Below are 20,479 nucleotides of genomic sequence, written 5' to 3'. Positions count from 1 at the left end.
GCGTCAGGCGTCGTCGTCGGACTCGACGAGCGACTGCACCCGCTCGAAGCCGTCGCGGTAGACGAGCCACCACGCGACCACCGGGGCCAAAAGCAACAGCGGCCCGACGAGGAACAACTGCGTGACGGGGTCCGGCGGGAGGAGGTACGTCCCGACGACGACCACGAGCGCGTCGAGCGCGAGCAGCGTGACGACGAAGGCGCGGAGGTGTCCCATCAGTCGAGCAGGTCCGGAACCTCGTTCACGTCCTCGACGACGGCGGCCGCGCCGATTTCGGCGAACTTCTGTCGGCCGTCGTCGCCGGTCAGGCCGCCCGAGAGGACGCCGACGCCGTAGTAGACGCGGTCGGGGTCCGCGGCGTCGGCGTTCAGCGCCGTCTTCACGTCGTCGAGGGTGTCGCCGACGAAGACGACCGACTCGGCACCGAGGCGCTCGGCGACCGTCACGAGCGCGGCCGGGTGGGGCTTGCCCTCCTCCCAGTCGTCCATCGTGAACCGGTGGTCGTCGGCCACGTCGAGGCCGACGCGGTCGAGCGCGATGTCGGCCTCGGCGCTGGGCCGACCCGTGACGACGCCGAGTTCGCGGTCGCCGAGGGCGTCGAGCGTCTCCTGACGGAGGAGCACGGGTTCGTCGTGGATGTAGCCGGCGGCCTCGAACGGCGGCTCGCCGCCTTCGAGGTCGCGGTAGAGGTCGCTCCCGAGGTAGAGCGCCTGAAACGTCCGCCGGAGCGCCTCGGGGTCCCACTCGTCGAAAACGACGCTCGGGTCGGAACACAGGGCCTCGACGGTCGCCTCGGCGGCGTCGAGGCCGCCGCCGCGGGCCTCGATTTCGTCGGTGAACGCGGCGACCGACAGGTCGGTCTCGCGGGCGGCGAGGACGTACAGCGCCGCCGCGTACGTCAGTTCCCAGTCGTTGTTGAAGCCGCCGGCGTCCTTGAACAGTTGGACCTCGTCGCGGGTGATGGTCGTGCCGTAGTGTCGGTCCACGGATTCGACGATGGCGCGCCGGTAGGAGTCGGCGACGTCGACGAGCACTCCGTCGATATCGAGGACGACAGCGTCCGCGTGCATACCGGAACGGCGCGACGAGCGGGCAAGTGCCTTACTCTTGGGACCGGGCGGGTCGCGGTTACTCTCGGGACCGACCGGGTCGCCCCGGTCGCCCCGGTCGCCCGCGCTCCGCGACGTACAGCGTGTCGCCCGGAAGCGACTCGCGGGCGACCGGAATCGACGGCTCGTCGTAGCCGAGCGTGGTGAAAAGGAAGTCGGCGTCGGCGCGGCGGGCGACTTCGGCGGTCGGCCGGTGAAGTTCGACGGGAAGGTTCAGGGCGTAGACGACGTCGGCGTCGGCGTAGGGGCCGAGGTCGGAGGCGTCGGCGCGGGCGAACACGTCGTCGCGGACGAACGAGACGCCGTCGGGGACGGGGAAGTCGTGCACGTCGACGGCGACCACGTCGACCCCGCGGTCGGCGAGGGCGACCGCCGTCGAGGACTCCCGACCGACCCCGACTTCGACCGCGCGGTCGAAGTCGGATAACCGTGCGACGAGCGCGTCGCGCAGCGATTTTTCCACGTCGGGATATTTATGAAGCGCCCCCGCTTAATCCCTCGCATGCTCGTCGATATCGTGCCTATCGGGGATATTTCTGCGGCCGTCAAGCGGGAGGCATCCGCCGGACTCCGCTCCGTCTACGACTGCGACGTGACCGTCCACTCGAATCAGGCGATTCCCGAGGGCGCGTTCGACCGGAGCCGAAACCAGTACCGGGCCGAGCAGTTCATCGAACTCGCGAGTCGCATCGGACGCGGCGAGAAGAACATCGGCATCACCGAGAAGGACCTCTACTACCGCCGCCGAAACTACGTCTTCGGCCTCGCGTACCTCAACGGCAACGGCTCCGTCATCTCCACGTACCGCCTCCAGACCTCCACTGACGGCGGCATCACGAACAAGCCCGCCGACGAGGTGCTGTCCGACCGCGTGCGAAAGGAGGTCGTCCACGAAATCGGCCACACCCTCGGCCTCGAACACTGCGACAACAACAAGTGCGTCATGTCCTTCTCGCCGACGGTCCGCGAGGTCGACGTGAAAGAAGAGAACCTCTGCGGCACCTGCAGTCGGCTCGTCCACTAGTTCTCAGGGCACGAACACCGTCTCACCCTTTTTCTCGTCTCGGCACCTGTATACGAGTATGAACTTCGTCGTTGCGGTAGACGGCTCTGCGGCCGCGGACAGGGCGCTCGACCACGCGCTTTCGATGCTCGAACCCCTGGGTGCGACGGTCACGGTCGTCCACGCGGTCGAACCGCAAGTCCTCGTCGAAGGCGGCGAGGAACCGGTCGCGGGCGTCGCCAGAACCGGCGACCGAATCGTCGCCGAGAGCCTCGAAGACGCGGAATCGCGCGCCGAGCGCGTCCTGCAGGCGGCCGCCGAACGCGCCGCCGACGCGGGCGTCGAAGCGACCGCGGAACTCCTCTACGGCGACCCCGTCGAGGCGATTCCGGCCTACGCCGACGAGGCGGACGCCGACGGTATCTTCGTCGGCCACCGCGGCCTCTCGAAGCGCTACGAGGGGCTGGTCGGGAGCGTCGCCAAGGAACTCGTCGAGCGGGCGTCCTGTCCCGTCACCGTCGTCCGCTGAGTGCGCCGACTCGACGGCCGCGACGGCGGCGGCCAACCCCTGCGAACCGCGCTCGCGCTCTCGCTCGTCACCGGCGAGCCGTTCGAGATGACGAACGTCCGCGGGAACCGCTCGACGCCCGGGCTGAAGGCCCAGCACGTCGCCTGCGTCTCGGTCGCGGCGGCCGTCTCGAACGCCGACGTCGACGGCGGCGAGGTCGGCTCCTCAACACTCCGCTTTTCGCCCGGCGACGTGCGAGCCGACCCGGTCGAGGCGGCCGTCGGCACCGCCGGGAGCGCGACGCTCGTCTGCGAGACGCTTCTTCCCGCGGCCGTCGCCCTCGACGACCCGCTTTCGCTTTCGGTCACCGGCGGCACCGACGTTCGGTGGTCGCCGCCGGCGGACTACCTCCGGTACGTAAAACGCCCGCTGTGTTCGGCGTTCGGCGTCGACCTCGGCGTCTCGGTGCCTCGCCGCGGCTTCTACCCGGCCGGCGGCGGCACGCTCTCGCTCCGAATCGAACCGGCCGAGCCGACCCCGCTGGCGCTGGACCGTCGCGCGGACCCCGACGAACTCCGGGTCTACTCGGTGGCGAGCGACTCGCTCGCGGACGCCGCGGTGGCCGACCGACAGGTCGAGGGCGTCCGCGACGCGCTCGCCGAGGCGGGCGTCGACCTCCCGGCTCGCGCCGCGGTCTCGTCGGTCGAAAGCGACTCGCCCGGGTCGGTCGTGGTCGTCGTCGCGCGGGGCGGAGAAGACGAGAGAGGCGACGACGGCTCCGCGTCGGTCGTCGCCGGCTTCGACGCCTACGGCGAGCGCGGCACGCCGGCCGAGACGGTCGGGTCGCGGGCCGCCGCGTCGTTCCTCGACTGGCTCCGCGGCGACGCGCCCGTGGACCGCCACATGGCCGACCAACTCCTCGTCTGGGTCGCGCTCGCCGGGGGTCGCCTGCGGATTCCCGCCGTCACGGACCACGTGCGGACGAACCTCGACGTGATTCGAGCCTTCGGCTACGACGTGACGCTTCGGGCGGCCGGAGACGGCGATGGCGGCGCGGGGACGGGGACCGGACCGGGCGCTGATTCCGGCGCGGGCGCGGTCGTCGAGTCCGACGGCGGCCGCTGACCGGGTGACCCGTTTCCGTCCGTTTCAGGGCGCGTAGGTCCCGGTCAGTTTCGTCTCGGCGACGACGTGTCCCGCGATGGCGCGCTTCAGGTCGGCTTTCGCCGCACCGGCGTCGAGGTCGAGAGCGGTGTCGAGCGCGTACAGGAGGAACCGGTAGGCGTGCTCGCCGTCCGGTGGGTTCGGGCCGCCGTAGCCCGGTTCGCCGTAGCTGTTGGTTCCCTCGACCGCGCCCGGCGGCGTCTCGCCCGCCTCGATGGCGTCGGTTTCGGGGTCGACGTTCCAGACCAGCCAGTGGTCCCACACCTCGCCCGCGGGTTTCACCGCGTCGGGGTCGTCCATCACGAGGGCGAGCGAGACGGTTCCGGGGGGCACGCCGCCGATTCGGAGCGGCGGGCTCTCGTTTTCGGTCGCGTAGCCGTGGGTGCGGGGTATCGGGCTTCCGTCGTCGAACGCCGGGCTCCGGAGGGAGAGCCCGCGACGGCGCTCGCTCGAATCGCTCGATATCATACCCTCTCGTTGGACGACGAGCGACAAAACGATTCGTTCGGGAAGACCGACGCGTCAGCGCTCGCGAACGACGCGAACCCCGATTCCGTCGGGGTCGGAGACGACGAGCGAATCGGTCGCGTCGGCCGCGTCGCCGGTGCCGTCGCCGTCGCCGAACCCGCCCGCCTCGACCTCGTGGCCGGCGGCGGCCAGCGACTCGCGGACCGCGTCGAGCGTCGCGGCGTCGGGGACGACGACTTCGAACCACTCGATACCGCGGCCCTCGCCGACGGGGGCGCTCCGGGTGTTCCAACTGTTCAGGCCGACGTGGTGGTGGTACTCGCCGGCGGCGACGAACGCCGCGCCGGGATAGCCCTCGTCGCGGACGCGCATCCCGAGCGCGCCGACGTAGAACTCCTGCGACCGAGGGACGTTCGTGACTTCGAGGTGGACGTGTCCGAGGTCGGTGCCGGCGGGCGCGACCTCGTCGCCGGCGGCGTCGTCGGCGAGCGCACCGAGGTCCAGCGGAAGCGTGTCCATCGACACCCGGCGGTCGTCGGTCCACGGCCACTCCTCGCGGGGCCGGTCGCGGTAGACCTCGACGCCGTTGCCCTCCGGGTCGCGGAAGTACAGCGCCTCGCTGACGAGGTGGTCCGACGCGCCGGAGAGCGTCGCGCCGGCGTCGCTGGCGCGGGTTCGGGCGCGGGAGAGCACGTCGCCGAGCGCCCCGCGGTCGGGCACGCGAACCGCGAGGTGGAACAGCCCGGCCTCCCGGCGACCGCGCTCCGGGGCGTCGGGGTCCTCGTCGAGGACGACGACGGGGGTCTCGCCCGCCGAGAGAACCGCCCGCGACCCGTCGCGTTCGCGCTCGACCGCGAGGCCGACCACGTCGCGGTAAAACGGGACGACGCGGTCGAGCGAGCCGACGCGGAGCGCGACCCGGCCGAGGTGGGTGTCGTCCGTGAGCGAGCCGTCGGATGGGGAATCGTTCGTCATGCCCACGTCTTCGAGCGTGGCCGTGAAAACGTCCGTAGTAACATCGGAGTCACTCGCGGCGCGGCGTGTAACCGGGTCGCTGCCGGCGGGAAACGGCCGGCTGAGACGGAACGAAAAACGAGAGCGAGAGCGGAAACGAAGCGGACGGAAACGCGAACGCGAACGCGAACGGGCGACCGGGTCGCTACTTGGCGTAGTAGTACTCGCCGGCGCGCTTCTGCTCGCGGTCGAGCTGCGAGTCGGGCTTGTTGATGCGCGGGCGCTGGGTGCGCTCGTCGCGGCGGAACGTGATGTCGAGGTCCGACAGGAAGTCGTTCATGCCGTCGCGCATCTCCTGCGGTTTCGAGGCGTGGCCCTCGATGGACGGCTCGCCGTCGAACACCATCAGGCGGTCCGCCAGCAGGTCCATCATGTAGATATCGTGGTCGATGACCATGACCGTCGCGTCGTGGTTCTCGGCGTAGCGGCGGATGGCCGAGGTGGCCTGCACGCGCTGTTCGACGTCGAGGTGGGCCGACGGCTCGTCGAGCAGGTAGAGGTCGGCGTCCTGCGAGAGACACGCCGCGATGGCGACGCGCTGGCGCTCGCCGCCCGAGAGGTCGGTGAGGTTGCGCTCCATGATGCGGTTGAGCTGGAGCGGGTTCGCGATTTCGGTGTTCCAGTACGACGAGCCGAACTGGTCGGTGATAGACGAGAGGAACGCGTCGACCCGCATCGGCTGGTCGATTTCGATGTACTGCGGCTTGTACGAGATGTCGAGCGCGAAGTCGAGGTCGCCAACGTCGGGCGTCAGGTCGCCCGTAAACAGCTGTGCGAGCGTCGACTTCCCGATACCGTTGGGGCCGACGACGCCGAGCACTTCGCCGTTGTAGATGGTGCCGGACTCCACGTCGAGCGAGAACTCGCCGTCGCCGTAGGACTTGGCGAGGTCGGGGTACTCGACGAGGGGTTCGGCCTTCGTCGTCTCCCGGGGCGCGTGCTCCTCGAAGGTGATGGCCTCCGGGCGGATGCGCATGTTCTCGTTCGAGAGATAGCCCTTCAGGTACTCGTTGATGCCGTTTCGGACCGACTTGGGGTCGGTGATGACACCGTACGCGCCCGGCTCACCGTAGGCGACGTGGAGCGTGTCGGCGAGCAGGTCGAGGATGGCGAGGTCGTGTTCCACCACGAGCACCGCGCGGTCTTCGTCCTCCGCGAGTTCGCGGATGAGCCGCGCGGCGGTGACGCGCTGGCCGATGTCGAGGTACGGCGAAATCTCGTCGAGGAAGTAGAAGTCGCGGTCGCGGGCGAGCGTCGCCGCGAGCGCGACCCGCTGGAGTTCGCCGCCGGAGAGCGTCTCGATGTCGTTGTCGACGACGGGCCCGATGTCGAGGCGGTCGATGTAGGAGTCGAGCGCGCCGCGCTCGTCGGTCGCTTCGAGGAGGTCGCGGGCCGTCCCGTCGAACTGCTTGGGAATCTGGTCGACGTACTGCGGCTTGCGCGCGATGGACACCTCGCCGTCGCGGACCCGCTCGACGTAGTTCTGGAGCTCGGTGCCGCGGAAGCGGTCGAGGACGGCCTCCCACGTCGGGTCGTCGTCGTAGTTGCCGAGGTTGGGGACCATCTCGCCCGCGAGGGCGCGGACGGCCGTGGTCTTCCCGATACCGTTCGGTCCGAGGATGCCCGTGACCGACCCGGACTCGGGGACCGGAAGCCCGTACAGCGAGAAGGCGTTTTCGCCGTAGCGGTGGGTGGGGTCCTCGTCGAGTTCCGAGGGGAGATTGATGATTTCGATTGCGTCGAAGGGGCACTTCTCGACGCAGATGCCGCAGGTCTCGCCGAGGCAGATTTCCTCGGAGATGCGCACCTGGTCGGGACCGCCCTGCTCGGCGTCCTCGCCGCGGAGCGTGATGCACTCTTTGCCCGTCCGGTTCGGCGGACAGAAGTTCGAGCACTCGTAGCTACAGCGGTCGGGAGAACACCGGTCTAAGTCGACGACGGCGATACTATCGTCGGCCATCGTTAGAGCTGAACACCCGAAGTCAGGAGGATGGCGAACGTGATGAACCAGAGCGCGAAGGTCATGAACACGACGTAGAGATAGTCCTTCGCGCCGAAGTCGCCCACGTCGACGCCGACGACGCGAAGCACCGGGAACTGGATGAGAACGAGCGCTCCGAGGATACCCACGGCCAACTGATTGGTCGCGGCCTCGGGACTCGTCCCCACCACAGCACCCGAGACTACCGCGGCGGCGATGCCGGCGAGGCAGGCGAGTGTCGTGACCGTCACTCCGCGAATGTGACTGGAGAGTCCGGTCTGCGTTTCCGTGGCCATGTGTTCCCCTGCGATATCCGGCGTCAAAAGCCGTTCGTTCCTCCCGCCGCCCCCGGATAAAGCGTTGTCGGCCGGTCGCCGGCCAACAAGGTTTATGCTGGTAGCGCGTTTCGATTCGTAACGATGGCTGGAACAGAAGAGGAGAGTCTCGACGACCTCCCACCGAGTGCGAAGCTTGTGTTCAAAGTGCTCGAATACAACGGTCCGCTCACCCAGAAAGGCATCGTCGAAGAGTCGATGCTCTCGGCGCGAACCGTTCGCTACGCGCTCGAACGACTGGAGGGAATCGGTATCGTCGACGAGGACGTTTACTTCGCCGACGCCCGACAGAACCTCTATCAGTTGACCGATCTCGCGCCGCAGCAGGCGCAGGCCAAAGCCGACGGCGGCAAGGAAAAGGCCTGCTGCGCCGAGTAACCAGAACCGCCGCGGAACCACCGCACGCTTCGCAGTCGGTGTCAGAAGAGACCAGTTGCGACGTGTCGACCCGGTCGAACCCCGACCGACGAAAACGACGATTCGGCCGTTCTGTTAGGCCGGAACGACCGTAATCTGCTGTTTTCTATCGATTGCGTTCTCCAGTTCCTCGGCGATGGCGCTGCCGCGGGAGACCTGAATGTCGCCGCCGCGGCCGACCGTCGCCGTGAACAGGTACTCGCCGTCGGCGCGGACCTCGACCGTCTCGCCGACGTGGCCGTCCATCCGCACGACGACGTGCCGCGAGGTGACCTCGGGCGTCACGACGACGCCCTCGTCGGCCCCGCCTCCGGAGCCGGACGCGCCGGACTGCCCGCCGGCGTTCGCGCCCGCGTGCTGTCCCGACGACGACGGCTTCTCGTCGTGGGTCCGCACGTCGATGTCGATGCCGAGGCGGTCTTCCACGTCGGAGATGCGGCCGCCGCCCTTCCCGATGACGTAGGAGATGTCGTCTTCCTCGACGTAGACGACCGCGCGGTTCTGTCCCTGTAAGTCGACGTCGACGTGCCCGCGGGCGATGGAGCGAATCTCGCGTTCGATTTCCTGTTTCGCCAGCCGGGAGACGCCGCTTTCCTTCTCCTCGCCGTCCTCGCCGAGCGGGACGGTGACGACCTGCCGGTTGAACGTGTAAATCTCGTACTTCGGCGTGCCGGTCTCGAAGTCCCGAATCTGGATGACGGGGCGGGCGAGGTCCTCCGCGAAGAGGCCCTCGGGAACCTTGACCTCGGTGCGCACGTCGTACACCGTGTGGACCTCGCCGTCCTCGATGTAGACGACGGTGTCGACGACCTGCGGAATCATGCCGAGTTCGACCCGGCCGACGAGGCGCTGGAGCGCGTCGATGGCGCGGGTGGCGTGGACCACGCCGACCATGCCGACGCCCGCCAGACGCATGTCGGAGAACACCGAGAAGTCCTCGGTCTTTCTGACCTCGTCGTAGATGGTGTAGTCCGGGCGCACGAGCAGCAGGGAGTCGGCCGTCTTCGCCATGTCGCCGCCGAGGGCGGTGTACTGGGTGATGTCGGGACCGACCTGCAGGTCGCGCGGCTTCTCCATCGTCTTGACGGCGTAGTCGCTGTCGTTGAGGAACTCGGCGACCGCCTGCGCGAACGTGGACTTCCCGGCACCGGGCGACCCGGCGATGAGGACGCCGCGCTGGCGCTCGGCGAGTCGGTCGCGGAGTTCGTCGGCGAACTCGTAGTCGTCGAGTTCGGTCTTGACGATGGGCCGGACGGCGGTGATTTCGATGCCGTCGGCGAACGGCGGGCGGGCGACCGCGATGCGGTAGTCGCGGAACTGGACGATGTCCATGCCCGGCTCGGAGAGTTCGACGAAGCCGTCGGTGGCGGCGCGGGCGGAGTTGACGATGTCGTCGGCCCACTCCTTCATCGTCGCCTCGTCGGTCGGCTCGTCGGCGATGGGCTGGTAGTGCATCTCGCCGACCGCGCCGCGTTTGGCCTTCGGGCGGGTGTCGGTCTTGAGGTGGACCGACATCGTCTGGTCGTCGAAGAACCGCTCGATGATGAGCCCGCCGGAGCCGCGGACCGCGGCCTCGACGTACTCGACCGAGACGCCCTTCGCCCGCGCCACCTCGGCCTGCACCACGTCGCTCGTCAGGAGCGTCGCCGACCGCTCGGTGGCGATATCGCGGATGAGCGCGTCGATGTCGCCCTCGCCGGCACCTTTCGTCTCGCCCGAACTCGGGCGACGGCCGACGTACTTGAGGTCGATGACGCCGTCGTCGGCGAACTCGGCGAGCCGCTGGAGTTCGGAGAGGCCCTCCCAGCCCGTGTCACGGCCGTCGTTGGCCTGCGATTCGAGTTCGCTGACGACCGCCTCGGGGACGAGGACGTCGGCACCCTCGTAGGTGCCGTCGTCGACTCGCTCGGACACGCGACCGTCGATGACCGCGCTCGTGTCCGGCACTATTTTCATGCGCGTGAGTTTGGGCGGGTGACGGATAAGGTTGTAGATAAAAGCGGTGACACCGCCGGCGGGGCGTCGGGTGATACCGCGTCCCGCGCCCCGCGCCCTCGACTCAGTCGTCGCCGGGCGCGACCGCCCGCTCCCCGTCGACGACCTCGAACGACTCGACGAGGCCGTCGAGGTCGGCGGCTTGCGACGACAGCACCTCGGTCTGGTCCGCGAGGTCGCCGATGGACTCGGACTGCTCCCGTGCGGTCTCGACGACGGTCCGCGACTGCCCGGCGGTCTCCTCGGAGATGTTCGCCACGTCGTCGACGCGGGCGGCGATGTCCGCCGCCGACTCGGCCTGCTGGTCGGTCGCGGCGCTCACCTCGGCCACGCTGGCGTCGATGTCCGTCACCATGTCCACGATGCTCTCGAACTCGCCGATGGCCTCGGTGACGGTCTCCAGGCTGTCGGCGACCTGCCGGTTCATCTCCCGCACGTCGGCGAGCGTCTCCTCGGAGTGTTCGGTGATGTCGGCGATGAGGCCGGACACCTCGTCGGCCGAGTCGCGGGTCTCCTCGGCGAGCGACTTGACCTCCTCTGCGACGACGCCGAAGCCGTCGCCCGCCTCGCCCGCGTGGGCGGCCTCGATGGCCGCGTTGATGGCGAGCAGGTCGGTCTGCGAGCCCACGTGCTCGATGAACGCCGCGATTTCGTCAATCTCCTCGATGCTCTCGGTGAGTTCGGCGACGGCGTCGGCGGTGCGGTCGATGCGGGCCTCCACCGTGTCTAACTCCTCCATCGCCTCGGTCGCCGCGTCGCGGCCGACCTCGCCGCGCTCGGAGGCCGTCTCGGCGGTGATCGCGACCTCGTCGGCGGAGGCGGCTATCTCCTCGACGGTCGCAGAGAGCGTGTTGAGTTCGTCGGAGACGGTCTGGAGGTGGTCGGTCTGCGCCCCCGCGCCGTCGGAGATTTCGGTGACCGAGGCGGCGACTTCCTCGCTGGCGGCGTCGGCCCGGCGGACGTGCTCGCGGGCGGTCGAACTCATCCGCGACACCTCCTGTGCGAACGACTGCACCTCGCCGATGGTCGACGAGAGGGTGCGGACGAGGTCGTTGTAAGTCGCCGCGACCTCCGCGTATCGCTCGTCGTCGACGCCCCAGTCGTCGGTGTCGATGGTGGCGGTGAGGTCGCCCGCCTGCGCCCGCGAGGTCGCCTCCGCGAACGCCTCCACGAGGTGCTGGAGGTTGCGCGTGTAGTCGGCGAGGTCGCGCTGCATCCGGTCGAGCGCGTCGCCGAACTCGCCCGGCAGGTCCTCGTCGAGCGCCGGGTCGTCGAACCGCTGGTCGGCGAGCGCCCCCGCCTGCGAGGCGACGACGCAGAGGTGGTCGTGCATCGCGCCGAAGTCGTCGGCGAGTCGGGCCACCTCGTCGCTCCCGGTCACGTCCGGGGGACGGGTCGACAGGTCGCCCGCCGCGACGCCCGCGGCCGCCGACGAGAGAGACTCGATGGGCGAGACGATGTCCTTTCGCGTGATGATAATCGTGTTGACGAACGCGAGGCCGGCACCGAACAGGAGGAGCCCCGAGAGTTCGAGTCGAAACGCGCCGGTTGCGACCCACGGGAGCGCGGCCTGCGCGAGCGAGACCGCGAACTGGATGGCGACGGCGGCGACGACTTTTCTCTCGACCGAGCCCGAGATGCCGAGCGCGTCCATGCTTCCCCGGAGCAACCGTTCGTACGTCGAGACGAGTCGCATACTCGGACGTGCGAGGAACGCGCAATAAGCCGGGTCGCGCGTTCTCGGAATCTGATAACTACCGGCGGCCGCGGGACGGTGCCCGACCGCGGTCGCGGCGGGGCCACGCGCGGACTGCCGGACGCCACACGCTTTTGAGGCGACCCTTCGACGGGCCGGCATGGACGAACTCCGCGACCTCGCGGCGGCGCTCGTGTCGGTGCCGAGCCACGAGGACGAGACCGCCGCCGGCGACCGCATCGAATCGTGGCTCCGCGGGGAGACCGACGCCGACGTGACCAGAGACGACGCGGGGAACGTCGTCGCCCGCGTCAACCCCGGCGTCGGCGAATCGCTCGCACTCGTCGGCCACCACGACGTGGTCCCGCCGGCCGACCGACAGACCACAGACGGCGGCGACTACGTGGTCGAGACCCGCGACGGCCGCCTCTACGGCCGCGGGGCGGCGGACATGAAAGGGGCCGTCGCCGCCTCGATGCTCGCCTTCCGCGACGCGGCCGCAGACGCCGATTCGGAGGTCGTCTTCGCCTCGTTCGTCGGCGAGGAAATCGGCGGGGAGGGCGTCCGCGCGGCCCTCGACGACGGCCTCGAACTCGACTACGCCGTCGTCGCCGAGGGCTCGACGAACTACACCGGCCCCGACCGGACGGACGTGGTCGTCGCCCATCGGGGCCGTCGGGCGAGCACCCTCGTCGCGTCCGGGACCGCCTGCCACGCCAGCGAACCCGAGCGCGGCGAGAACGCCGTCTACCGCGCGACCGACGCCGTGGACGTGGTCCGCGGCCTCTCGGTGCCGGACGCCGAGGTCCTCGGCCGCCCCGTCTCGGGGAGCCTCGCCGTCACCGAAATCGACGGCGGGAGCGCGTGGAACGTCATCCCCGACCGCTGCGAGGTGACCATCGACGAGCGGACCGTCCCCGGCGGCTTCGCCGACCTCGCGCTGGCGGCGGAAATCGAGGGCGTCGAGTGGGTCGTCGAACAGGACCTCCCGCCGATGGCGTGCGACGACGCCGACTTCGCCGAGCGCGTCCTCGACGCCGCCCGGTCGGTCCACGAGGCCCGCGGCGACGCGGAGCCGGAACAGACGACGAAGCCCCACGCGACCGACGCCGGGTGGTTGGCGCAGGCAGGTACGACCTGCGTCGTCTACGGCCCCTCGGAGCCCGGCGAGGCGCACACGAGAGACGAGAGCGTGTCGCTCGACGTGCTGGCGCGGTGTTACGAGACGTACCGTGACCTCGTGGAAGGCTGGTGAGAGCCGCCAACCCCGCCCGCGACGACGCCTGAACACTCAACCCGCGACGACGCCCGACAAACCACCGGGCGGGACTGAAAGGGGCCGCGAGCGAGGGCGAACCCCGGCGGCGTGAGCACCGCAGGCCGGAGGCCGAGGAGCGCGCGTCGCCGCGGGAGCCGTCGCTCGCGGGGGCTTTCGCGGTGTTGGTCACGGCTGTTGCGTTGTCGATTGCGACGTCGTCGGTGTCGGCTGTCGCGTCGGCGGAGTGTGAGCGACCGGTCGCGGACGAATCTCGAAACACCCGCACCGATACCCGCCTCCTGCGGTTTAATACGCCTCCGAGACCACCGTTCGTACCATGGCACAGTCCTCCGCGGAATCCGACTCGGAGTCGGCGTACGACCGGCTCCTCACGAAGTACAAGCGAATCGCCAACGTCGAGAACGCCGGCGGCATCCTCTCGTGGGACCAGCAGGTCATGATGCCCGACGAGGGGACGCCCGCGCGCTCTCAGCAGATGTCCGCGCTCTCCGCCCTGAGCCACGAACTCCTGACCGACGACGAGTTCGGCGACCTGCTCGACGCGGCCGAGGCCGACGACCCGACCGACGAGCAGGCCGACGTGCTGCGCGAACTCCGCCGCGACTACGAGCGGGCGGCCCGCGTGCCGAACGACCTCGTCGAGAAGATTTCCGCGGCGTCGTCGGAGGCCATCCCGGCGTGGAAGCAGGCGAAGGCCGAAGACGACTTCGAGACGTTCGCCCCCCATCTGGAGAAGCACGTCGAACTGAAGCGGGAGTACGCCGAGCACATCGACCCCGACCGCGACCCCTACGAGGTGCTGTTCGAGGACTACGAGCCGTGTCTGCCCCTCGAACAGGCCGAGGAGATTCTCGCCGAGGTGCGCGAGGTGCTCGTCCCGATGATAGAGGACATCCGCGAGTCCGACGTCGACCTCGCGGTGGACGCCTTCGAGGGCGAGTTCCCCGAAGAGGACCAGGAAGCGCTCGTCCGCGACGCGCTCACGACGCTCGGCTACCCGTGGGAGCGCGGCCGCCTCGACACCGCCCCGCACCCGTTCTCGTCGGGGACGCAGTTCGACGCCCGGGTGACCACCCGCTACGACGAGTCCGACGTGCTCGGGTCGCTGTTCTCGACCGTCCACGAGTTCGGCCACGCGCTGTACACGCTCGGCCTGCCGGACGAGCACTACGCGACGCCGCTCGGCGAGAACCGCAACCTCTCTGTCCACGAGTCGCAGTCGCGGCTCTGGGAGAACCACGTCGGGCGCTCGCGGGGCTTCTGGCGGCACTTCCTGCCCACGCTCGAAGACCGGTTCCCGGAGGTCGACGCGACGGTCGAGGAGGCCTACGAGGCCGCCAATCAGGTGTACGACGACAACCTCATCCGCGTCGAGGCGGACGAGCTGACCTACCACCTGCACATCGTCATCCGGTTCGAACTCGAACGCGACCTCATCGCCGGCGACCTCGCAGTCGAGGACGTGCCGGAGGCGTGGAACGACAAGTACGAGGAGTACCTCGGAATCCGCCCGGACACCGACTCCGAGGGCTGTCTGCAGGACATCCACTGGGCGTACGGGAACTTCGGCTACTTCCCGACCTACTCGCTCGGGTCCATCATGGCCGCCCAACTGTTTTCGGCCGCCGAGGCGGACATCGACGACCTCGACGGGAAGCTGGCCGACGGCGAGTTCGGCGACCTCCGCGAGTGGCTCCGCGAGCACATCCATCAGCATGGTCGCCGCTACGAGACCAACGACCTCGTGAAGCGGGCGACCGGCGAGGACTTCGCCGCCGACGACTTCCTCGACTACGTCGAGTCGAAATACGGGTCGCTGTACGACCTGTAGACGAGACGGACAGTCCGGCGCAGTCACCCGGTTTTCGACGGCTCGGAGTCGTCGTAGGAACTAAATAGGGGTATGGCATATCATACCATGTATGGCCTCAGCACCCAGTGACGACTTGTTCGACCAGTTCTTGGCCGACCGCGGTCACGAGACAGAACCGGCACGCTGGGACCGATCCTATAACAAGCTGCAGTGTCCCGACTGCGGGGCCCTGCACGACATGGGCGCGGCGACCTGCTCCGTCTGCGGGTGGGTGCCGGAGGCCTGACGCGTCCGAACTGACCAAGCCACGAGCACCTGTTCTCGACGGTTTTCACCCGCTCGGTGAGCCGTTCGCGAACGCCCGGCGAGTACGCTACTCCGGGCGCGTTCGCCCTCGTCCGAAGCACGTCGCTTATCACCGATAAGACCGTGAACGTGCACAATGAGCGAATCCGACGTGACCGTCACCCGGCTGTTCGGCGGCCCGGGAAGCGGGAAGACCACGGCCTTGCTCGACAAGGTCGAGGAGATTCTCGAACAAGACGGCGTCACCATCCGCGACATTCTCGTTGTCTCTTACACCCGAGCCGCGGCGGCCGAGGTCCGCGACCGGCTCGCGGAGCGGCTCGACATCAACCCGCGGTCGCTGAAGGGGAACGTCTCGACGATGCACGCGAAAGCGTACGAACTGCTGAGTCTCTCGCGGAACGACGTGGTCGGCGAGAGCGACAAACAGGAGTTCTGCGAGGACTACGGCATCGAGTTCGAAGACGAGTACGGCGGTGCGGGCCGCCGGACCGCCCGCTCGACCACCATCGGGAACAAGATTATCGCCACGAGCCAGTGGCTCCAGCGCACCCGCCGCGACGTCTCCGACTGGTACGACGTGCCGTTCCAGTGGAACGTCGAGGAGGTCCGCCTCCCGCCGGAAGTCGACCCGAACGCACAGGAGGGCAACAAGTACACGCCGACGTGGCCCTCCGACGACGACCGCATCGACATCCCCGAGGCCATCCGCGCGTGGCGCGCCTACAAGGGCGAACACGGGCTGGTCGGATTCGCTGACATGCTCGAACGCGTCAAGCAGCGCGCGCTCGTCCCCAACGTCGACTACCTCGTCATCGACGAGTTCCAGGACATCACGACCCTCCAGTACGACGTGTACGAGGAGTGGAAGCCCCACATGCGGGGCGTCCTCATCGCCGGCGACGACGACCAGGTCGTCTACGCGTGGCAGGGCGCCGACCCGAACCTCCTCCTCGACGCCGAACGCGACGAGGACGTGGTGCTCCCGAACTCCTACCGGCTCCCGTCGAACGTCCTCAACGTCGTCAACCGGGAGATTCGCCACATCGACAAGCGTCAGGAGAAGGACCTCAAACCCCGCAAGGAAGGCGGCGCGGTCGAGGCCGTCGAGAGCCCGTCGATGCTCGAACTCGCCCGGAACGTCCGCTACACCGTCGAGAAAGACGAAGGCACCGTGATGGTGCTGTTCCGCGCGCGCTACCAGATGTTCCAGTTCATCGATGAGTTCCTCCCGTCGGGCATCCCCTTCTCGACGCTGACCGACCAGCGCATGTGGACCGACCGCCTCACGCAGTACGTCCGCGCGGTCGAGGCGCTCGACGCCGAAGAGCCCGTCGACGGGCTGGAGGCGCGCCGCCTCGCGGACATGCTCCAAGACTCCGCGTTCGGCACGAACGACCGCGACGACCTCTTCGACGCCATCGACGACAGACAGGAGGAAGTCGGCGTCGACGACATCACGAACATCGAGTTCACGCCGAAGGAGATCAAGAACTTCGCGCCGTTCGCTCCGGACAGTTCGTCCGCGAGCGACATGGTCCGCAAGGTGACGAGCTTCCAGCGCAAGTCCGTCGACGCGTACTTCGGCGGCGACTACGAGGGGATGGACCCGAGTCGCGTCCGCGTCGGCACCATCCACTCCGCGAAGGGTCGCGAGGCCGACCACGTGTTCATGGCGACCGACCTGACCGAGAAGGTCGTCGAACAGATGGCCGCCTCCGTCTCCGACGAGGAACTCGAAGCCCGCGGTATCGAGGAGTTCACCTCGACGACGAGTCCCGTCCCGCTCATCACCGACAACGAGCGCCGCGTCTTCTACGTCGGGATGTCCCGCGCCCGCGAGCGCCTCATCGTCCTCGAAAACCTCGTCACCGGCGCGCCGACGCTGCCCATCAGCGTCCTGCTCCACGACGAAATTCGGGAGGCACCCGCGCAGGAACTCGTCGACGCCGCGCAGGAACCGCCCGCGCCCGAACCCGAGGCGTAACGTCCCGTGCGGAGCGGTCCGCGCGGCGGCGACGCCATCGACGCCGCCGTTTCCGAGCGAGACGCCGTCGGCTTCGTCGCCGTCTCCCGCGGCTCAGACCCGACGAGTCGCTACCTCACCGGCCGCGAGTTCGACTGCGACCTCGCGTTCGTCCGCGTCGACGGCGAGACGCATCTCCGGGTCCCCTCGACCGTCGAACCGCCGTCGCTGTCGGTCGCCTCGGTCCGCGTCGACGACAGGCCGCCGGGGAAGGCCGCCGCGGCCGTCCTCGCGGAACACGGCGCTCCCGAAGGGACCGTCCTCGCGCCCCGGACGATTCCGCACGACGCCGCGCTCCACCTCGAATCGGCGGGCTACGACCTCGCGTCGACCGCGGCGGTCGAAGCCGCCCGCGCGGTGAAAGACGCCGCCGAGCGCGACGCAATCGAGGCCGCCCAGCGCGCGGCGACTCGCGGCGTCGGTCGCGCGGCCGCGATACTGGCGGCGGCGACGGGTGAGGAAGCCACCGACGGCGACGGCGGCGACGGCGACAGCGGTCGTGAAGACGACGGCGGCGACGGTGACGACGACCGGCCCGCCCTCCGCTGGGACGGCGCGCCGCTGTCGACCGAGCGACTCCGCCGGCAGGTGAACGCGACGCTCGCGGCCGAGGGCGTCGATGCCGCGGGCGCGACGGCGGTCCGAGCGGGAACCCGCGGCGACGGGAACGAACCGGTCGAACTCCGGCCGGGCGAGCCGATAGTCGTCGCGGTCGGCCCGCGCGGCCCGACGGGCTACCGCGGCGCGCTGGCTCGCACGTTCGTCGTCGACCCCGACGGCGGGTGGGAGCGCCGGGCGCACGTCGCCTGCGACGCCGCCAGAAAGGTCAGTCTGGTCGAGGCGGACCCCGGCGACGACGCCGGCTTCCTCGGGAGCGAGCTCCGCGCGGAGACCGCCGCGTTCGGCTTCTCGATGGCCGACGAGGTGACCAGAGACGTCGGCGGCGGCATCGGCCTCGCGGCCCGCGAGGTCCCGCCGCTCGACGGCGACCGCGAACTCGTCGCCGGCAACGTCCTGCGGGTCCGCGCCGCGGTCACGCACCCGGACCACGGCCGGGTCGAACTGACCGACGTGCTGGTCGTCGGCGAAGACGGCCCGCGACTGCTGGGCGACGCGCCGACCGGCCTCGACCCGAGTCGCTGGTAGTTACTCGTCGTCGTCCGGGTCTTTCGCGACGCCGCCGATGACTTTCTCGGCCGCGAGCGAGGGGACGTCCTGCGGCATGGTGAGGAACTTCGGGAGCGCGACCATGAGCACCGCGAGAAGGAGCATCGCGCCGCCGAAGGCGGTCCGCCCGTCGGCGAGGAGCGTGAGGCCGAAGCCGCCGACGGGGATGGCGAAGATGAGGGTCGCCGCGAGACCGACCATCTCCAGGATTCCGAGTCGCATCGCCCGAGGATACTCCGCGGGCGACTAAAAGCGTCGCGACCGGCGGTCGGACGAGCGCGTCGTTTGAGAGGTGGGAGCCGGGCGACCCGTCGCCGCGGCCGACCGTCGCGCGGGGTAGCATTAAGCCGCCTCCGAATCGACTGCCAGCATGGTCGCCGTCACGTCCGGGATGCTCGTCGTCTTCGCGCTCGTCGTCGTCACGATGGCGCTTTTCGTGACGGAGGCGGCCCCGCCGGACGTGACGGCAATCGGCGTCATCGTCGCGCTCGTCGTCCTCGAACCGTGGACGCGGGTGGACCTCCAGACGGGGCTGTCGGGGTTTTCGAGCGCCGCGACCATCACCGTCCTCTCGATGTACGCCCTCAGCGAGGGGGTGCGACAGACCGGCGCGATTCGCGTCCTCGGCGACGCGGTCGCCTCGTTTACGAACGGGAGCGAGTCCCGACTGCTCGCCGCGGTCGTCGGCCTCACCGGCCCCGTCGCGGGCGTCGTGAACAACACGCCGGTCGTGGCGGTGTTCGTGCCGATGGTCTCGGACCTCGCCGACCAGGCGAACGTCTCGCCGTCGAAGCTCCTCATTCCCCTCTCGTACGCCTCGATGCTCGGCGGCACGCTCACGCTCGTCGGGACGGCGACGAACCTCGTCGCCAGCGAGGCCTACGCCGCGGCGACCGGGTTGCCGCCGTTTTCGATGTTCACGTTTACGCCCCTCGGTGCGGTGGTGTTCGTCGTCGGCGCGGGCTACCTCCTGACGGTCGCGCCGCGGCTCCTTCCCGAGCGAATCGAGCCCGGAAACCGAACCGGGAACTACGGCGTCGAGCCGTTTCTCGCCCGCGTGCTCGTCCCCGCGCGGTCGCCGCTCGTCGGCATCCCGGCGGGCGAGGTCTCCGACGACACCTACCGCGACCTCAACGTGGACATCCTCGACGTGCTCCGCGGCGGTGAGCACTTCATCGCGGCCGACTCCGACCGCGAGGTCGAGTCGCGGGACATCCTGACCATCCGGGGCGACCCGGCGACGATTCGGCGCTTCTGCGACCTCGCGGACCTGCGGTTCCTCCCGCGCGCGTCGGTCACCGACGCCGAACTCGACCGCCCCGAGCGCGTGGCGCTCGTCGAACTCGTCGTCCCCCGCGAGTCCGGCCTCGTCGGCGAGACCATCGGCGGCGCGCGACTCCGCGAGCGCTACGACGCGACGGTGCTCGCGGTCCGTCGGCGCGGCGGCGACCTCATCCGCGAGCACTTCAGAGACGTGGAACTCCAAGTCGGCGACTCACTGCTCCTCCAGACGACGAACGAGACGGCGCGATACCTCCGCGACAGCGGCGACTTCGTCGTGACCAGCGAGGTCGCAGACGAGTTCATCGAGGACAACGGCGGACTGTCACCGACGTCGTTCCGCGCGTTCGCCGTCATCGCGGCGGTCATCGGACTGGCCGCGCTCGGCGTCGTGCCCATCGCCATCGCCGCGCTCGGCGGCGTCGCCGCGATGGTCACGCTCGGCTGTCTCTCGGCGAGCGACGCCTACGGCGCGGTGAGCTGGAACGTCATCTTCCTCCTCGCGGGCGTCATTCCGCTCGGGCAGGCGCTCCAGCTGACCGGCGGCGTCGCGCTCCTCTCGGAGTTCGTCGGCGTCGCCGCGACCTACCTGCCCGTCGTCGTCGTGCTCGCCGCGTTCTACCTGCTCACGGGGCTGTTGGCGAACGTCATCACGCCGGTCGCGAGCGTCGTCCTCATGCTCCCGGTCGCCATCGACACCGCGTTCGGCCTCGGTGCCGACCCCTTCGGCTTCGCCCTCGCGGTCACCTTCGGCGGGAGCACGGCGTTCATGACGCCCATCGGCTACCAGACGAACCTGATGGTGTACGGGCCGGGCGGCTACCGCTTCACCGACTATCTCCGCGTGGGCGCGCCGCTCCAGCTTCTTCTCACGGTCGTCACGACGGCCGGTATCGTCCTCTTGTGGGGGGTCTAGG

The 20,479-nt window shown here is 69.4% G+C and carries 20 protein-coding genes; 10 read left to right on the top strand and 10 right to left on the bottom strand.

Going from position 1 to position 20,479, the window contains the following annotated elements:
• Positions 1-3 precede the first annotated feature (3 nt).
• Genes NDI65_RS11590 through NDI65_RS11580 form a run of 3 tightly spaced genes read right to left on the bottom strand, consistent with a single transcriptional unit; the run spans position 4 to position 1,572 of the window.
• Complete coding sequence (locus NDI65_RS11590; RefSeq protein ID WP_089779525.1) at positions 4-216, bottom strand: hypothetical protein; 213 nt, start codon at positions 214-216, stop codon at positions 4-6.
• Entirely contained in the window at positions 216-1,070 is an 855-nt protein-coding gene (locus NDI65_RS11585) for a TIGR01548 family HAD-type hydrolase (RefSeq protein WP_089779527.1), read from the bottom strand. The genes NDI65_RS11590 and NDI65_RS11585 overlap by 1 nt, the downstream gene beginning before the upstream one ends.
• A gap of 58 nt (positions 1,071-1,128) precedes the next feature.
• Complete coding sequence (locus NDI65_RS11580; RefSeq protein ID WP_089779529.1) at positions 1,129-1,572, bottom strand: UPF0146 family protein; 444 nt, start codon at positions 1,570-1,572, stop codon at positions 1,129-1,131.
• A gap of 39 nt (positions 1,573-1,611) precedes the next feature.
• On the opposite strand from NDI65_RS11580, the gene NDI65_RS11575 reads away from it, so the two are divergent.
• The 3 genes from NDI65_RS11575 to rtcA are packed head-to-tail and all read left to right on the top strand — an operon-like array spanning position 1,612 to position 3,745.
• The gene (locus tag NDI65_RS11575) at positions 1,612-2,133 is read left to right on the top strand and encodes an archaemetzincin family Zn-dependent metalloprotease (RefSeq protein WP_004969113.1); all 522 of its coding nucleotides are present in this window, start codon (positions 1,612-1,614) and stop codon (positions 2,131-2,133) included.
• A gap of 58 nt (positions 2,134-2,191) precedes the next feature.
• Positions 2,192-2,641 (top strand): universal stress protein, encoded by a 450-nt coding sequence (locus NDI65_RS11570; RefSeq protein ID WP_089779531.1) that lies wholly within the window; start codon positions 2,192-2,194, stop codon positions 2,639-2,641.
• Positions 2,642-3,745 carry an RNA 3'-terminal phosphate cyclase gene (gene rtcA, locus NDI65_RS11565; RefSeq protein WP_310893675.1) on the top strand — a complete coding sequence of 368 codons (1,104 nt, stop codon included), beginning with the start codon at positions 2,642-2,644 and terminating at the stop codon, positions 3,743-3,745.
• Between the two features lie 24 nt (positions 3,746-3,769).
• Here the strand turns inward: rtcA and NDI65_RS11560 are convergent, their stop codons facing one another.
• The 4 genes from NDI65_RS11560 to NDI65_RS11545 all read right to left on the bottom strand — a co-directional run bounded on the left by NDI65_RS11560 (position 3,770) and on the right by NDI65_RS11545 (position 7,543).
• Positions 3,770-4,252 (bottom strand): YbhB/YbcL family Raf kinase inhibitor-like protein, encoded by a 483-nt coding sequence (locus NDI65_RS11560; protein ID WP_089779535.1) that lies wholly within the window; start codon positions 4,250-4,252, stop codon positions 3,770-3,772.
• A 54-nt stretch (positions 4,253-4,306) separates the two neighbouring features.
• Entirely contained in the window at positions 4,307-5,227 is a 921-nt protein-coding gene (locus tag NDI65_RS11555; protein ID WP_089779537.1) for a VOC family protein, read from the bottom strand.
• Between the two features lie 184 nt (positions 5,228-5,411).
• Positions 5,412-7,226, bottom strand: a complete 1,815-nt coding sequence (locus NDI65_RS11550) for a ribosome biogenesis/translation initiation ATPase RLI (RefSeq protein ID WP_089779541.1) — start codon at positions 7,224-7,226, stop codon at positions 5,412-5,414.
• Between the two features lie 2 nt (positions 7,227-7,228).
• Positions 7,229-7,543: a hypothetical protein gene (locus NDI65_RS11545; RefSeq protein ID WP_089779543.1), complete on the bottom strand. Its 315-nt coding sequence runs from the start codon at positions 7,541-7,543 to the stop codon at positions 7,229-7,231.
• Between the two features lie 123 nt (positions 7,544-7,666).
• Between NDI65_RS11545 and NDI65_RS11540 the strand changes: the two genes are divergently transcribed.
• Positions 7,667-7,960 carry a helix-turn-helix domain-containing protein gene (locus NDI65_RS11540; protein ID WP_004044502.1) on the top strand — a complete coding sequence of 98 codons (294 nt, stop codon included), beginning with the start codon at positions 7,667-7,669 and terminating at the stop codon, positions 7,958-7,960.
• A gap of 114 nt (positions 7,961-8,074) precedes the next feature.
• Here the strand turns inward: NDI65_RS11540 and NDI65_RS11535 are convergent, their stop codons facing one another.
• The gene (locus NDI65_RS11535) at positions 8,075-9,955 is read right to left on the bottom strand and encodes a PINc/VapC family ATPase (protein ID WP_310893674.1); all 1,881 of its coding nucleotides are present in this window, start codon (positions 9,953-9,955) and stop codon (positions 8,075-8,077) included.
• A 103-nt stretch (positions 9,956-10,058) separates the two neighbouring features.
• The gene (locus NDI65_RS11530; RefSeq protein WP_089779547.1) at positions 10,059-11,690 is read right to left on the bottom strand and encodes a methyl-accepting chemotaxis protein; all 1,632 of its coding nucleotides are present in this window, start codon (positions 11,688-11,690) and stop codon (positions 10,059-10,061) included.
• Between the two features lie 160 nt (positions 11,691-11,850).
• Here NDI65_RS11530 and NDI65_RS11525 point away from each other — a divergent pair, with 160 nt between their 5' ends.
• From NDI65_RS11525 to NDI65_RS11505, 5 genes are all read left to right on the top strand, one after another.
• On the top strand, positions 11,851-12,945 hold the full coding sequence (locus tag NDI65_RS11525) for a M20/M25/M40 family metallo-hydrolase (RefSeq protein WP_089779549.1): 1,095 nt from the start codon (positions 11,851-11,853) through the stop codon (positions 12,943-12,945).
• 340 nt (positions 12,946-13,285) lie between these two features.
• On the top strand, positions 13,286-14,800 hold the full coding sequence (locus NDI65_RS11520) for a carboxypeptidase M32 (RefSeq protein ID WP_089779551.1): 1,515 nt from the start codon (positions 13,286-13,288) through the stop codon (positions 14,798-14,800).
• 91 nt (positions 14,801-14,891) lie between these two features.
• Entirely contained in the window at positions 14,892-15,068 is a 177-nt protein-coding gene (locus tag NDI65_RS11515) for an HVO_0416 family zinc finger protein (protein WP_305037588.1), read from the top strand.
• Positions 15,069-15,224: 156 nt separating this feature from the next.
• Positions 15,225-17,075 (top strand): ATP-dependent helicase, encoded by a 1,851-nt coding sequence (locus tag NDI65_RS11510; RefSeq protein WP_089779553.1) that lies wholly within the window; start codon positions 15,225-15,227, stop codon positions 17,073-17,075.
• A gap of 6 nt (positions 17,076-17,081) precedes the next feature.
• Entirely contained in the window at positions 17,082-18,260 is a 1,179-nt protein-coding gene (locus tag NDI65_RS11505; protein WP_310893673.1) for a M24 family metallopeptidase, read from the top strand.
• Here the strand turns inward: NDI65_RS11505 and NDI65_RS11500 are convergent, their stop codons facing one another.
• Positions 18,261-18,503: a hypothetical protein gene (locus NDI65_RS11500; RefSeq protein ID WP_089779557.1), complete on the bottom strand. Its 243-nt coding sequence runs from the start codon at positions 18,501-18,503 to the stop codon at positions 18,261-18,263. It abuts the gene before it with no gap.
• 148 nt (positions 18,504-18,651) lie between these two features.
• Between NDI65_RS11500 and NDI65_RS11495 the strand changes: the two genes are divergently transcribed.
• Positions 18,652-20,478, top strand: a complete 1,827-nt coding sequence (locus NDI65_RS11495; protein WP_007274951.1) for an SLC13 family permease — start codon at positions 18,652-18,654, stop codon at positions 20,476-20,478.
• Position 20,479 lies beyond the last annotated feature (1 nt).

Source organism: Haloferax sp. S2CR25 (genome assembly GCF_031624535.1).
Lineage (GTDB): Archaea > Halobacteriota > Halobacteria > Halobacteriales > Haloferacaceae > Haloferax > Haloferax massiliensis.
The sequence above is the reverse complement of the archived record's forward strand: the minus strand, read 5'-3'. Positions and strand labels throughout refer to the sequence as shown.

What these genes read in the sequence shown, in the direction of transcription:
- NDI65_RS11530 (WP_089779547.1), bottom strand. Translation starts at nt 11,690, where the DNA reads ATGCGACTCGTCTCGACGTACGAACGGTTGCTCCGGGGAAGCATGGAC.
- NDI65_RS11570 (WP_089779531.1), top strand. Translation starts at nt 2,192, where the DNA reads ATGAACTTCGTCGTTGCGGTAGACGGCTCTGCGGCCGCGGACAGGGCG.
- NDI65_RS11510 (WP_089779553.1), top strand. Translation starts at nt 15,225, where the DNA reads ATGAGCGAATCCGACGTGACCGTCACCCGGCTGTTCGGCGGCCCGGGA.
- NDI65_RS11525 (WP_089779549.1), top strand. Translation starts at nt 11,851, where the DNA reads ATGGACGAACTCCGCGACCTCGCGGCGGCGCTCGTGTCGGTGCCGAGC.
- NDI65_RS11495 (WP_007274951.1), top strand. Translation starts at nt 18,652, where the DNA reads ATGGTCGCCGTCACGTCCGGGATGCTCGTCGTCTTCGCGCTCGTCGTC.
- NDI65_RS11540 (WP_004044502.1), top strand. Translation starts at nt 7,667, where the DNA reads ATGGCTGGAACAGAAGAGGAGAGTCTCGACGACCTCCCACCGAGTGCG.
- NDI65_RS11520 (WP_089779551.1), top strand. Translation starts at nt 13,286, where the DNA reads ATGGCACAGTCCTCCGCGGAATCCGACTCGGAGTCGGCGTACGACCGG.
- NDI65_RS11555 (WP_089779537.1), bottom strand. Translation starts at nt 5,227, where the DNA reads ATGACGAACGATTCCCCATCCGACGGCTCGCTCACGGACGACACCCAC.
- NDI65_RS11575 (WP_004969113.1), top strand. Translation starts at nt 1,612, where the DNA reads ATGCTCGTCGATATCGTGCCTATCGGGGATATTTCTGCGGCCGTCAAG.
- NDI65_RS11550 (WP_089779541.1), bottom strand. Translation starts at nt 7,226, where the DNA reads ATGGCCGACGATAGTATCGCCGTCGTCGACTTAGACCGGTGTTCTCCC.
- NDI65_RS11535 (WP_310893674.1), bottom strand. Translation starts at nt 9,955, where the DNA reads ATGAAAATAGTGCCGGACACGAGCGCGGTCATCGACGGTCGCGTGTCC.
- NDI65_RS11560 (WP_089779535.1), bottom strand. Translation starts at nt 4,252, where the DNA reads ATGATATCGAGCGATTCGAGCGAGCGCCGTCGCGGGCTCTCCCTCCGG.
- NDI65_RS11515 (WP_305037588.1), top strand. Translation starts at nt 14,892, where the DNA reads ATGGCCTCAGCACCCAGTGACGACTTGTTCGACCAGTTCTTGGCCGAC.
- NDI65_RS11590 (WP_089779525.1), bottom strand. Translation starts at nt 216, where the DNA reads ATGGGACACCTCCGCGCCTTCGTCGTCACGCTGCTCGCGCTCGACGCG.
- NDI65_RS11545 (WP_089779543.1), bottom strand. Translation starts at nt 7,543, where the DNA reads ATGGCCACGGAAACGCAGACCGGACTCTCCAGTCACATTCGCGGAGTG.
- NDI65_RS11500 (WP_089779557.1), bottom strand. Translation starts at nt 18,503, where the DNA reads ATGCGACTCGGAATCCTGGAGATGGTCGGTCTCGCGGCGACCCTCATC.
- NDI65_RS11585 (WP_089779527.1), bottom strand. Translation starts at nt 1,070, where the DNA reads ATGCACGCGGACGCTGTCGTCCTCGATATCGACGGAGTGCTCGTCGAC.